Origin of the sequence: Lelliottia sp. SL45, from assembly GCF_026672535.1 — a bacterium.
In the GTDB taxonomy this organism is placed as follows: Bacteria; Pseudomonadota; Gammaproteobacteria; order Enterobacterales; family Enterobacteriaceae; genus Enterobacter; species Enterobacter nimipressuralis.
In genome coordinates, this window is the sequence record NZ_JAPPRH010000003.1 from 18,514 (window position 1) to 32,493 (window position 13,980).

Here is a 13,980-nt window from a genome sequence, read left to right on the forward strand (position 1 = left end):
CTCGCTTCATGAATGACCAGTACCTTTCTTCTCCACAATCTTCCCTGTCGTATTGTCCATCCGGTATTTCGAAATTGTACCGTCAAGAATGTACTTGATCACACAGAGCACAGTCTCTAAAGGCGCATGAAACCATTCGCGGGGATGATAAGTTTGTCCATCTAAACCCCGTAATGTGATATTGAGCCGTTGCTTACCTAAAAAACCGTGAATAAGCGTTTCAAATTTGTGAGTGTTGATATTGAAACATTGCGTTGTCATGACTATACGAACGGGTGCTTCGAGGAATGTTTTATCTTTTTCAGCGTGTTTGATGCGCTCTTCGATAGTTCCTTCGGTAAAGCCAATTTTATACAAATCAGGTTTAAAACGTTGAAGAGCTGGCTTGTCGCTACGCGTGGCAAGGACATAGATATATCCTGTCGGAACCGGAGCTTCATCAGGACGAATTGCCTGTCCATTTAAAACAACTTTACGACCTTCTGTATCTCGTACCAGACCATGCGTAAGTGAGAGGAAAAGCATATTCATCTCAGTTCCGTTTTCAAACACCAAATGTAAACGTGCATTCCAGGGAGCATATTCCTCCAGTCGCTCACCAACTTTATCTACATAGCCCATAACCCCATTGAGGATAAAAAAATCACCTTCATGAATTTTTAACTCATGGCGGAAGCGAACAAATGAAAACGCTCCCGTTTTCAGACCATTTTGGACTGTCTCAAACAGTGGGGAAAATCGATAAAAATCTGGGCACGGCTGTCGTTTGGCAATTTCGTCAGGTTGTATTTTCTTTTCAACCGGAACATGTTTTAACGTGAAAATATCGGGCTCAGCAAATGAGAGCAATCCATCATCGTCATCAGCAAAGATATCGTCCAGAGAGGTGACCAACTCCGACCTATCAACCTCGACGAGAGGAAGTGAGAATGATACAGATGATTCAAGGGTATTCTCGTTATTTTCACCTGCGAGTAAGCCATGAATATCAAATGGCTGCAGCATCTTGCGATATTGCTTGTTATCCTTGAGAGCCCTCAAACGCTGTGCTAGCAACGTTTCCTTAAATTCCTCCGAATCGGATAGAGGTGGACGCCCATGAACCACATAAAATGCATTAATCTCTTCTAATCTGCTTACAGGCAGATTACCCGTAGGAGAATATATTTTTAGTGGTTCAACTACGAGTAAACCAAGATCGTCCGGTTCAGAAAAAATATCATCTATTGTCACTTTTTGACGAGCTTGAAGAGGTGAAAGTCTGAGCATAAGTTACGGTTCCTGTCGCACAGTACGCTGTTGTTTCATTTTTCGGATGTAAGCTAACGCTTCTGCATAACGAACCTCTATTGCGTCACTGGCATTCAGCGATGGCTCCCTTTTATGCTCACTTGCAAACGCTTTAATTCTTGGCCAGAGCATCACAGCTTCTTCCTCAGATACCTGCGCCTGATTCGCTCTGACTGCTTCCTGAATAGTTTTTAGCATCGTCGCGGTGACTGATTTTGATAGAATCTCATAAGCACCGTGGAAAGGATTTACCGCATCAATTAAGTCAATATTCAAGTTTTCAATATTGATGAATTTATTGCTCATTTTTATAAACTGATTTTTTACGTTTAATGAATCATTCGAATTGCCGGAACGCTGACCTTGGCCGTTATCAATGATGGCATCCGACGGCAAATCGGCTTCATCAACTAACCCACCACATTGGCCTACAAAAAGGCTCTGTAAAATACCACTGCGAACTTGTTCTAGTTCGTATTCTGTCAGGTCAGGGTGAAGCGTTTGTATCACCGATGGTAACACTACCTGAGTAATCACCTCAGGCGGTGTTGATTCAGTAATAGCCTCTTTAACCATCTGCTCATTCGCCAATAGCGCAGCCAGGATCTCGTTTTTACCGCCGTTAAGGATTGTTAGAACCTTGTCTGATACCGGTAAAGCATGATCATCAACCAAAACCGTATTGGCAGGTAACGGCTCGCCACTCCATTGAGATCGTGGTTTAAATTGAATACTTGGAGTCATGATCTGCTCCATCAACAACGAAGTGGTGATGGCTTTAAGCATGTTGTTTACTGATACTTTAACGTCATCATCCTGAGCATCAGGCTGAGCAATAAGGTTGGTAAACTGTGCGTGAGTTTTGCCTTCACAATCTCGTGTTGCACGCCCAATTATTTGCACAATTTCTGTCATCGAGCTGCGATAACCAATGGTCAGCACATGTTCACAGAATGGCCAGTCAAACCCCTCTTTCGCCATACCTAACGCAATAATGATGTCTATATCGTCAACAGAGTGGATATTACGCAGATACGCCTGTACTTTCGGTCTTTCCGCCGGGTTATCATCTACCAGATTCGCTACGCGCAACAATTTGCCATCGCTTTTGCGTTTCACTCGATAAATACCGGTATCTGGCTCTTGCAGTTGCACCTCTCCCAACGCATCCAGGATGGCATCAACCTCGGCATGTTTATCTTTCGTTGATTCGCCGGAATTAATATTGGGAATATGGATGATGGTTTTCTTGCTGGCATCCAGCACCGAAGGTAGTGCCTTGATGTACGGCCCCTGATAAAAATGGTAGCCAATGCCCAAAGATTTTAAATACTGATATCCATTGAGCTGTTCGTAGTAGGTATAGGTCACTTTCGTGAACTGAGCCTCATCTTCGGGTTGCAGAATGGGTACGGTATCCCCTCGGAAGTAAGAACCCGTCATTGCAACAATATGTGCGTTGGAACCTTTCATCAGGGCATCAATCAGATTGCCCAAACGGTTATTTTCATTCGCTGAGACATGATGGAACTCATCAATTGCAACCAGGCAGTCATTAAACGATTCAACGTTCAGCTTATCGAAAGCAAAACGCAGAGTAGCATGAGTACAGACCAGAATGTCTTCAGGACTCGCCATAAATCGTTTAAAGGCTTCAACCTTCCCAGCCTCTCCACCGCCAATGCACAGATTATTTTCTGGTTTTACTTTCCAGTCAGCAAAGAAACCGTGCTTCGTAAGTTCAGTATCTTTAAACGAACCTCCAATAGACATTTCAGGAACCGCGACAATAGCTTTGCGTAACCCCTGATTAACAAGCTTATCCAGGGCAAGAAACATCAATGCTCTTGATTTACCCGACGCTGGTGGGGCTTTGATAAGCAGATAAGGGCTGTTGCGCTGCTCAAAGGCTCGTGCCTGCATTTCCCTCATACCAAGCTCATCAAGACACGCACTTCGTCCGGTCTGCCCGTACGTAACCTGTAAAATATTTTCCACAATTCAATCCTCTTTAGGCCCTAGCTGGCAGATCGGAACCATATGCCTTAGTCATAGCTTCGTAGCGTTCCAACAGGAAGCTCAAACGCTCAGTGGAGTCCCTGAATGGTTTGTCACGATAAAGTCGATCAACGGCCTGATCCAGTGTCTGGTGGGCTTCCAAAAGATCCGCAGGCATTTTCAGCGGATCATACAACTCAGCCAATGTGCTTTCAGGGTAATTTTCACGCATAAGCAAAACTACTTTTGCCAACGAGATAATATATTTGCTCTGTTCCTCACTCACAACAGGCCAAGGAAAAGTGTTATAGACTACTTTATTGCCGTAGCTGTAACGATTTTCAAGACGCATTGCAACCAGACGCATCCAGTCGTTATGCATTAAAGATGTCATAATCGCGAATTCATATAAGCTACCATTTGGTAGAATAAAGTTTCTGTCAGAACTGATGATATCGGAGTTAAAAAAACCGAGGGGGATATACGTTCTGCGTTCAGAGGTGACTCTCGGTATTAGGATATAATCTCCAGATGTAGGTTGCCGAATCTCATCGAAGAGGTGTGGTGTGTTTGCTTTTTTTTGGGTACTTAACTTAGGGCTTTTTCTGCGCATTTCAGCCACTTTTTGAACGCGGCTGTATACATTAGGCATCAGTTGAAGTTCTTCATCAGTAATCCCCACTAACCAGAGACACCAGCGATCTTGACCATTCAGAAATTCATCCGCTCCCATAACTCTTTTAATCCAGGGGGCAGCTTGAGGCTCCAGTCTTAGCAACATATCACGTTCACGACGATCCATTAGCAAATGACCACCATCGGTAGGCTTATTTCCAAACAATAGCTGGGGAACATTCTTTACCATCGGTTTAGCTTTTGCAATCACGGCAATATTACTACCTTCGACCAAATAAGGACTAATATTGTTCACATGCTTACTATGCCAAACCCCATCAACCTGCTGATAGAGCTGACGCGTTTTACTTCGTCCTGATAACCCAACAACTACAACATGTACCGCAGCCTTATCGCGGGCATTGTTTTCCCATGCAAAGGTTGGATAAGCCAGATGAATATGTAACCCCAGAGCGAAAATAGGTGGCCAAAGTGTTGCTACCTGCTCTCCCTGGCAAAGGGAGTTGGTGGCAACCAGTGCCAGTTCTGCTCGGCTGTTTTGGATATACTGCGCACCTTTCCAAAACCAGCAGGCAACAAAATCTAGGCCACCTAATGATTTGAAGCCGCTAAATACAGCCTGCATATCAGCACGCTGTTGATCAGACCGACCTAGCGTCCCTAAAAAAGGTGGGTTGCCTATCACATAAACCTCATCATCAACCCCTTTTGGACATACTTCCTGCCAGTCTTTTTGCAGGCTGTTACCGCTCCAAATTTTACCGGATGATCGCAACGGCAACGCTGGTGGTGCTGAACCAATATGTTCTTCCCACTGTTTATTTAACTGATGCTCTGCAAGCCATAAGGAAAGACGGGCTATCTCACAGGCAAAGTCATCGATCTCAATACCATAGAACTGGTCGAGATGAATCCTGCTCATAAGAAACGATTGCGGATCACTCTGCAATAGAGCCCTAATAACATCCATTTCCAATAGACGCAGTTCTTTATAAGCAACAATCAGAAAATTACCGGAACCACATGCTGGATCGAAAACCTTAATTTCGCCCAAGCGAACCAGTAATCGTTTAAGACCATTAGTATTTGTACGCTGCTTTTCCAATTCGTTACGCAGTGGTTCAAGAAACAGAGGTTGTATAACCTTCATTATGTTGCTGTAGGAGGTGTAATGCTGGCCTAATCGGCTACGCTGCTCTACATCAATCACAGCCTGAAACATGCTGCCGAAAATGTCGGGGTTAATCTCACTCCAGTCCATTGCACTGCATTCAAGTAAGATACGTCTGCCCTTCAACCCCAGCTCAGGAACAGGTTCATCGCTGGCAAATAAACCACCATTAACATAGGGGAACGTAGTGAAATGAATAGGAAGTGACTGCCGTAATGGACTATCCAGCTTGCTATTCATCACAGTAAATAGGCCCATTAGGAACTGATCTAAATCGCTTCCATCCTCAGCTGTGTAACTCTTAACTGCGGAAGTAAACTGACCTTTTTCAAAGATGCCAGTGTCTTCGGCAAAAAAGCAAAACAACAAACGAGTGAGGAAAACATTAAGCGCGTGGATGTCTTCTGCTTTGCTTAAATCATTACGCTCCTTGATAAGATCAAACAGCTTGCCCATTTTTTCAGCGGCTTTCACATCAGCCGGATTTTCACTATTGAGAATAGCCTTCTCCAGCCCGACCAGCGGTAAGAAAAAACCATAGTTACGTGGTAACTCTTCAAACTCAATATCGAGACGTTCCTGTGTCAGAGTGTCCCAGGCTAAAAAGCGAACAAAATTTGTTATTAGAACAAAGCGGATCTTATTTTTTGCAACCGCCGCATCGGCAATACGTTGGTCAAAAGCAGATTCAAGATCATCATTATCCGCTACTGGCTGGTAGTAGAGTTTATTTTTTAATGCAACGTGTCCTGGCTCTTTCGCAACATTACGCGCCCCGCCTTGCCGAATGAGACTTAGGGTAGCTTTAGGGAACTCAAAAGCAGTTAAAAAGCCGTAGATAAATTCGTCTTGCTCAGGATTTTCAACCAGTAGTTCGAGATGTTCAAAAATTTTCGCCTGATTAACAGCCATTATTTTTCCTAAAAAATACAATACCCGTAGAGGATGATGCACTCATTCTAACCGAAGAAAATTTTATCAAGTAGTTCCAATGCGTTACCTCGATTGTATCAAAAAAATAAAAAACTTAAGCCCTATGCCTGCCACCGTAGGGTGGCAGGCTTTGCTCATAGTACTTAACCCTCAGCGGAAATTAATCCCAAGACAGCCAGTACTACCGCTTAGCCTCTAGTTTGCCAAAATCAAACGGGCTTACCCCCTTTCCCCGATTAGCATCAAGAAAATCAGCCCACCATTGCAGCATCAGCCTGCGTTCATCCAGAAATTCCGCTTTATGGATATAAGCCGCTCGTACGCCGTTGCGTTCCTGATGGCTCATCTGGCGTTCTACAGCATCCTTCGACATAGCCCTGACTCAATTAACGAACTACAAGCCATTCTACGGAAGCCGTGGCCGCAAACCTCAACCTTAGTATCATACCCCACAACCCGTAGCGCACTGTTTACGGTGTTCTCGCTCATGGGTTTGAAGGGTAAATGATCGCCAGTAAATATCAGTTTATGCCCTCCGTTGATCACCTGTATTTCTTTGAGAAGTTCGACAGGCTATCGGTAAGAGGGATAATATACGGTGTGTGAATTTTTGAGCTCTTCAGTGAAATGTTTCCCCCTGGATCGCTTCACGCTAAAGTCCATGCAGCGCGGTAAATATGCCAGAAGGCTATAGAACAAACAAAAAATTAAAGAATGGCGTTCTCCACACCTTCAGGTGCGGAGAACAACCACTAACTGTTTGTCGATGAACTGAGGAGCTTGTCAATATAATCAGCGTACCACTGCATCATTTCCCGTCTGCCCTCAAGGTACTGCGCATGGTTATAGGTTCCGCGAATACTGTTTTTGTCCACATGGGCAAGCTGCATCTCAATCCATGCGGTATTAAAGCCCTTCTCATGAAGAATGGTGCTCATGGTGTGGCGAAAACCGTGGCCTGTTGCTCTGCCGTCGTAACCAATGCGTTTGAGCACCATATTGATGCTTGCTTCGCTCATGGGTTTGTTGATGTCGCAACGCCCCGGGAATACCAGACGATACTGGCCTGTAAGTGCGCGAAGTTCCTGCAGAATTTGCGTGACCTGTCTTGACAGAGGCACCAGATGGGGGCGTCCACACTTCATTCTCGATTCCGGTACCGCCCAGATGGCATTGTCTAAATCAAATTCAGACCACTCAGCAGCCCTTAACTCAATGGTTCTTACGCCTGTTAACATCAACAGGCTGGTTGCCATACGGGTAACAGGGCTGCCGTGGTAATCGGCCAGCTTTACGAGCAATTCTGGAAGTTCATGTGCCAGAAGGTGAGGGAAGTGCTTTGTTTTTGGCGCGGTCAGTGTACTGGTTAATTCAGAGGCGGGATTGATGGTGGCGCGGCCTGTTGCAATTGCATAACGGAAGATCTGATTGCAGAACTGTCGGACCTTACGAAGTTTTTCGAGCGAACCGCGTTTTTCAATCAGGCGAAGAACCTGCAGCATTTCCAGAGGAAGAATTTCAGCCACCGGGCGTTTACCCACGTGAGGGAAAATGTCTTTCTCGAGCGCCTCAAGCACGCTCTCTGCATAGCTTTCGGACCATGAAGCCTGCTTGTGTGTATGCCACTCCATAGCAAGCGCCCTGAACGTATTTACGACGGAGATTTTCCGTGAGAGCTTTTCGAGCTGTTTTTTCTCACTAGGATCTCCGCCTTCAGCGATAACCCTGCGTGCGTCGTCACGTTTGAGTCTGGCTTCAGCGAGAGTGATTTCAGGATAGACACCAATCGACAGTTTTTTCTCTTTGCCTGCGATACGGTATTTCATACGCCAGTAGCGTGCACCACTGGTTTTGACCAGCAAGAACAATCCTCGCTCATCACTGAGTTTATAGTCTTTCTCTTTCGGCTTGGCAGTCTCTACCTGCCTGGCTGTGAGTGCCATAAGGGGGCCCCTAAAACTGATTGAACACAGTGAGCCCCCAGGTAAGCCCCCGGCTGATCCTTGATTAAGGGAGAGTCAGGTTGACTTTGGTGGAGTTCAAAGCGTTCTTTAAGGTTGTATATGTTTGATTGTACTTGAGTTTCGAGGAGTTTGGGAGAGTACTGCAGAAGTGAAAGTGGTGCCCGGACTCGGAATCGAACCAAGGACACGGGGATTTTCAATCCCCTGCTCTACCGACTGAGCTATCCGGGCAACGGGGCGCATTAAACCCGATTGGGGCCCTTCCGTCAACGAAATTTATCGATTTCGCAACGGACTGCACACTCTCTCACCAGTTTGCTGGCAACTTAGGCAAAAAAGTGGGTCCACAGCGCGGAGAGCGGCATGGCGAGCACCAGCGCGGGGAGCATATTCACCACCGCAAACATCTTAATGCCACAGATGCGAAGCCCCGTAGCCAGCAGCAGCAGGCCGCCCACGGCGGTGAAGTCGGCCATCATCGCTGGTGTCGTTAACGGGAGAATCAGCGCGGCACAGGTGGCGAGCGCCAGCTGAATCATCAGCATCGGCACGCAGATCGCGGCGACGGCAATCCCGAGCGTAGTAGCGAAGATGGTGGCGGTAAAGAAGTCGAGAAAAGCCTTGGCGATCAGAATGCTGGGATCACCGGTCATCCCTTCCTGCATCGAGCCGAAAATCCCCGTGCCGCTGGCGCAGAACAGAATAATGATCGCCACATAGTTCTGAATAAACGTCTCATGGGAACCGCTCGCCGTTTTCCCCGGGCGGGAGATGAGGTTTTTGGCTTTACTCACGGCACCATTAATCCCTTTCTCCAGATAGCAAAACTCACCAATCAGCGCGCCGAGCAGCGTCGCCAGCACCATCACAGGTAAATTGGCGCATTTGATAACCAGCAAAATACCGATTCCGAGGGATGCCAGTCCAAAGATGGAGGGCATCGAAATGCGAATACGTTCAGGTAATCTCTGGCTTAATACCGCGCCCAGTACGCCACCCAGCAGTACGGCTCCGGCATTGATAAAGGGTCCAATAACCAAAATACACTCCCGCTATTTAATCATTGATCTTGCATTATTATTACATGATGGAGGCCATAAGCTGCCTGCTTTCCCACAGAGAAGTGCATAAAGTTTGTTTCTTGCACCTCAAAATGAAAGGTGACATTATTGCGCGAATTTTCCCCTCCTGTCTGGATTTCTTCTCCCCTTGAAACGGGTATTTACGCCTATGAAATCACTAAAAATTGCCGTCAGCCATGAGCTGGTGTCCGCGCTGTCCACTCACCGGGAAAAGGTGACGCTGGATAACACCGATTTTACGGACGTGGCGGCAGTCGTCATGACGTTGGCCGAGAGCCGCAGCGGTATTCTTGCGTTACTGAAACGTACGGGATTCCAGATTCCGGTATTCATCTTCTCGCAAGAGCCAGATGCTGCGCCAGACGGTGTTACCGGTGTGATTAGCGGTAAGGCGCAGGAGTTCCTGGAACTGGAAGCAGCAGCCTGTGGCTATGAAGAGAACTTACTGCCCCCCTTTTTTGACACCCTGAGTCAGTATGTGGCGATGAACAACAGCACCTTCGCCTGCCCGGGTCATCAGCATGGTGCCTTTTTCAGGAAGCACCCGGCAGGACGTCAGTTCTTCGACTTTTTTGGTGAGAACGTTTTTCGTGCGGATATGTGCAATGCAGATGTCAAACTCGGGGATCTGCTTATTCATGAAGGTTCTGCCAAAGATGCGCAAAAGTTCGCGGCAAAAGTCTTTAACGCGGATAAAACCTATTTTGTGCTTAACGGAACGTCTGCCGCCAATAAAGTGGTCACCAATGCGCTGCTGACGCGCGGCGATCTGGTGCTGTTCGACCGCAACAACCACAAATCTAACCACCATGGGGCGCTGATTCAGGCGGGGGCCACGCCGGTGTATCTGGAAGCTGCGCGTAATCCGTTTGGCTTTATCGGCGGCATCGACGAGCACTGTTTTGACGATGCTTACCTGCGTGAAATGATCCGCGACGTGGCGCCCGATAAGGCTCAGGATGCGCGTCCTTTCCGACTGGCGGTGATCCAGCTCGGCACCTACGATGGCACGATCTACAATGCCCGTCAGGTGATCGACAAGATCGGCCACCTGTGCGACTACATTCTGTTTGACTCCGCCTGGGTCGGTTACGAGCAGTTTATCCCTATGATGGCCGACAGCTCGCCGCTGTTACTGGAACTGAACGAGAACGATCCTGGAATATTTGTGACCCAATCGGTGCACAAGCAGCAGGCCGGGTTCTCGCAAACGTCGCAGATCCATAAAAAGGATAATCATATCCGTGGTCAGGCGCGATTCTGCCCGCACAAGCGCCTGAACAATGCGTTTATGCTGCACGCCTCTACCAGCCCGTTTTATCCGCTGTTTGCCGCGCTGGATATCAACGCCAAAATCCATGAAGGGGAGAGCGGACGCAGGCTGTGGGCGGAGTGCGTTGAGCTTGGCATCGACGCGCGCAAGGCGATTATTGCCAACTGCAAGATGATCAAACCCTTTATTCCACCGGAGGTGGCGGGGCGTCCGTGGCAGGATCATCCGACGCACGCCATTGCCAGCGAGCGTCGATTCTTCAGCTTTGAACCGGGCGCGAAATGGCACGGCTTTGAAGGCTATGCTGAGGAGCAGTATTTTGTCGATCCTTGCAAACTGCTGCTGACCACGCCGGGCATCGACGCACAAACCGGTGATTACACGGATTTCGGCATCCCAGCCACGATCCTCGCTCACTACCTGCGTGAAAACGGCATCGTGCCGGAGAAGTGCGATCTGAACTCGATTTTGTTCCTGCTGACCCCCGCAGAGAGTGCGGAGAAGATGGCGCAACTGGTGGCGATGCTGGGGCAGTTTGAGCAGCATATCGAAGACGACACGCCGCTTGCCGAAGTCTTGCCGACCATCTTCAACAAGTATCCGGTCCGCTATCGTGACTATTCGATTCGCGACCTCTGTCAGGAGATGCACGATCTGTACGTCAGCTTCAACGTTAAAGATCTGCAAAAAGCGATGTTCCGCAAAGCGAGCCTGCCTGCGGTGGTGATGAATCCGCAGGATGCGAACCAGGCCTACATTCGTGGCGACGTGGAACTGGTGCGCATCAGCGAAGCCGAAGGGCGCATTGCGGCCGAAGGCGCGCTGCCGTATCCGCCGGGTGTGCTGTGCGTGGTTCCGGGGGAAGTGTGGGGCGGAGCGGTGCAGCGCTATTTCCTGGCGCTGGAAGAGGGCGTGAATCTGCTGCCGGGCTTCTCGCCAGAACTCCAGGGCGTGTACAGCGAGAAGGATGCCGACGGGATCAAGCGCTTGTACGGGTATGTGTTGAAGTAGATTCTTCCTCTCACTGCGCAGGGGCAAGATATCAGGCCGGGTAGGTGCAAGCGCCGCCCGGCTTCTTTCACTCCGCACTCCGCCGGTACATCCGCCGCGGATGGCCAATCTTCCCGTAGAGCATCTCCACGCTCAAAAAACCCGCTTCCACACAGTGTTCCAGATAGCGCCGGGTGGTGGTTTTGCTTAATCCCGTCTCGTTAACGACTTCGTCGACGGAAAAACAGTGTGTCGCTTTGTCGTTGAATAGCGTCTGTACCCGCGCCAGAGTGTTCTCTTCGATCCCTTTGCTGCCGTTATCCTGGCGGTAGTTTTTGGCCTGCAGCTGATACAGCGAATCGACGTTTTGTTGATCGACAATCTTCCACACCCGCTGCTGCTCTGCAAACTGCACGAAGCGTTCCAGCGACTGGCTCAGCCGCTTCCACGACACCGGTTTCAAAATGTAGTCGAATGCGCCGTTGCGGATCGCCAGGCTACAGGTGTCCATATCGCTGGCCGCGGTAATGAAAATCACCGAGCAGTTGGCGTGCACCAGGAGAGGGTTGCTGATCAAGGTGATGCCTTTGCCGTCTGGCAAATAGTTATCCAGTAAAATCAGCTGTGGTTGTAGGCTGGAAAGCAGGGACTGCGCCTCGGCGAGGGATGACGCGATACCCACCAGTCTGAGGCGCGGATGTTTGCTAATCAGCTCTGCGTGAAGTTGTGCCAGCTCGTTCTCATCTTCAACGATCAGTACGTCGATATGTTCATGTTGCATAGTCAGTCTCTTCCAGTTCCTGAACAGGGCGCGGGGGAGTGCCCGTGGCGGGAATAAACAGCGAGAAAATAGCGCCCCGGGGCGTGTTATCGGCAACCTCAATGGAGCCGCCAGCCTGGGTGACGTAACTGTCGATCAGGTACAGGCCGATACCGTGATCGCCACGCGTTTTGGTGGTGATACCGCGCTCAAAGATCCGCTCGCGGATCTCAGGCCGGATGCCGACCCCGCGATCCGCCACTTCAATTATCAGCTCCCGATCGTTGAGTTTAATCAGCACTTCCACCGGATCGTGGGGGAGCGGGGCGCGCTGGGTCGCTTCAATGGCGTTGTCGAGCAGATTACCGATGATAGAAATCAGCTCAGCTTCCAGCAGCGGAGCGAAAGGCTTGTCCATCCGGCAGGCGGGATCGAAGTTTAGCTCGACGCCTTTCTCACGCGCCCGCGCCGCTTTCCCCAGCAACAGGCCGCACAGGGTCGGCGAGCTAAAGCGAGAGGAGATAAAGTCCAGCAGCTCCTGGGCATGTTCTGATTGCGCCTGAATGTAGCCAATCGCCTCTTCGTAGCGCCCCATATGCAACAGCCCGGAGAGCGTCGTCATGCGGTTCAACTGCTCGTGGCGCATGATCCGCAGGTTATCGACGTAGCGTTTTACCTGGCTCAGCTGGGCGCTAAGGGAGTCGATCTCGTTGCGATCGCGGAAGGTGATCACCCAGCCCTGAAGGGAATCCTCCAGCATAATCCGCACGCGACTGGCGATCACCGTCAGATCGTTAAAGCGGCAGATCTCATCGTGAGTATCTTTCGCCAGCATGGTCTGGGGGGTAAAAAACGCCACCGGGGCGATCACCTGGCTAATCAGCTGCCCGCGCAGTTCCCGCGCCGGTTGCGGCAAACCGAGAAGCGTGCGCGCCGCCTGGTTGATCACTTCGATCCGATAGTTATCGTCGATGGCGATCACCCCTTCGTAGATCGACTCCATCATTGCCTTTTGCTGGCGCACCAGCAGGCCGATCTCGCGCGGCTCAAGAGAGAAAATCTGTTTCTTAATACTGCGGGTGAAAAACCACGAGAAGACAAACAGGGCGAACAGCAGCAGCACCGCGGCAATCAGGATGTTCACCACTTTGCTCACGGTAATGGTGTCGAGGTAGCTGGTGAGATACCCCACGGAGACAATCCCTACCACCTGCCCGGCATCGTTGAAAATCGGCGCTTTACTGCGCAGGGAAATCCCTAACCCCCCTTTGCGGATGGTGGTGGTGCTTTTCCCGTGGAGCACGGCGTCGTTATCCCCGCCGACCAGCGTTTTACCGATGCGGTCTTCAAACACCGAATGAAACAGATGCAGCCCTTTATTATCACCAATGACAATAAAACTGGCATCGCTGTGGGAGGCTATTTGGTGCATAAAATCATGGATGGCTTTGATATCCTTTTCTTCCACCTCTTTACGCAGATTAGGAATAAGCGCAATCTCCTCCGCCTGTATTTTGGCGCGCGTGCTCATTTCCTGATATAGCTGTCTGCCGACGTCGACATAATAATATCCGCCCAGTAATGCAAACAGCACTGAGAAAAAGACGACCAGCGAAATAAATAGCTTTATCTGAAACGACACTTTCATGACTATCACGCAAGGTATCAATGGGTTTTGCCAATATATCATCTTTTCCCAGCCTGATGCGGGCTTTGCCCGAAACTTGTGATCCCTTGCACAGCGCGACCAGCAAAAGAAAATGTCAAAATCAGGCTTATCTTAAGGCTAATTTAATCAATGTTATTTGTTTGTACATTCCGGAAAAGAAACCATAAAAACCACGGCAATAAATAAGGTGTTAATCACATTAAATAAAAGAAAC

The 13,980-nt window shown here is 49.1% G+C and carries 8 protein-coding genes, 1 tRNA gene and 1 pseudogene; 1 reads left to right on the forward strand and 9 read right to left on the reverse strand.

The features are described 5' to 3' along the window. Positions 1 to 6 precede the first annotated feature (6 nt). From OVA10_RS06080 to OVA10_RS06110, 7 genes and pseudogenes are all read right to left on the reverse strand, one after another. A complete protein-coding gene (locus tag OVA10_RS06080) occupies positions 7 to 1,269 on the reverse strand; it encodes a GIY-YIG nuclease family protein (protein ID WP_174340250.1) in 1,263 nt (420 codons plus the stop codon). Between the two features lie 3 nt (positions 1,270 to 1,272). Further along, entirely contained in the window at positions 1,273 to 3,288 is a 2,016-nt protein-coding gene (locus tag OVA10_RS06085) for a DEAD/DEAH box helicase (protein WP_268195623.1), read from the reverse strand. A gap of 13 nt (positions 3,289 to 3,301) precedes the next feature. Next, on the reverse strand, positions 3,302 to 6,007 hold the full coding sequence (locus tag OVA10_RS06090; RefSeq protein WP_268195624.1) for a class I SAM-dependent DNA methyltransferase: 2,706 nt from the start codon (positions 6,005 to 6,007) through the stop codon (positions 3,302 to 3,304). 202 nt (positions 6,008 to 6,209) lie between these two features. Then, a pseudogene (locus OVA10_RS06095) lies at positions 6,210 to 6,669 on the reverse strand (tyrosine-type recombinase/integrase); the annotation flags it as partial. 111 nt (positions 6,670 to 6,780) lie between these two features. Then, positions 6,781 to 7,971 (reverse strand): tyrosine-type recombinase/integrase, encoded by a 1,191-nt coding sequence (locus OVA10_RS06100; protein WP_268195625.1) that lies wholly within the window; start codon positions 7,969 to 7,971, stop codon positions 6,781 to 6,783. A gap of 176 nt (positions 7,972 to 8,147) precedes the next feature. After that, positions 8,148 to 8,223 (reverse strand) — tRNA-Phe (locus OVA10_RS06105). A gap of 95 nt (positions 8,224 to 8,318) precedes the next feature. Further along, positions 8,319 to 9,032, reverse strand: a complete 714-nt coding sequence (locus OVA10_RS06110; RefSeq protein ID WP_268195626.1) for a DUF554 domain-containing protein — start codon at positions 9,030 to 9,032, stop codon at positions 8,319 to 8,321. Between the two features lie 190 nt (positions 9,033 to 9,222). Here OVA10_RS06110 and OVA10_RS06115 point away from each other — a divergent pair, with 190 nt between their 5' ends. Continuing rightward, a complete protein-coding gene (locus OVA10_RS06115; protein ID WP_268195627.1) occupies positions 9,223 to 11,358 on the forward strand; it encodes an ornithine decarboxylase in 2,136 nt (711 codons plus the stop codon). A gap of 67 nt (positions 11,359 to 11,425) precedes the next feature. Here OVA10_RS06115 and OVA10_RS06120 read toward each other — a convergent pair whose 3' ends face one another. Continuing rightward, positions 11,426 to 12,118: a response regulator gene (locus OVA10_RS06120; RefSeq protein WP_100778979.1), complete on the reverse strand. Its 693-nt coding sequence runs from the start codon at positions 12,116 to 12,118 to the stop codon at positions 11,426 to 11,428. Beyond that, the gene (locus tag OVA10_RS06125; RefSeq protein WP_268195628.1) at positions 12,108 to 13,745 is read right to left on the reverse strand and encodes an ATP-binding protein; all 1,638 of its coding nucleotides are present in this window, start codon (positions 13,743 to 13,745) and stop codon (positions 12,108 to 12,110) included. The genes OVA10_RS06120 and OVA10_RS06125 overlap by 11 nt, the downstream gene beginning before the upstream one ends. Between the last annotated feature and the right edge of the window lie 235 nt (positions 13,746 to 13,980).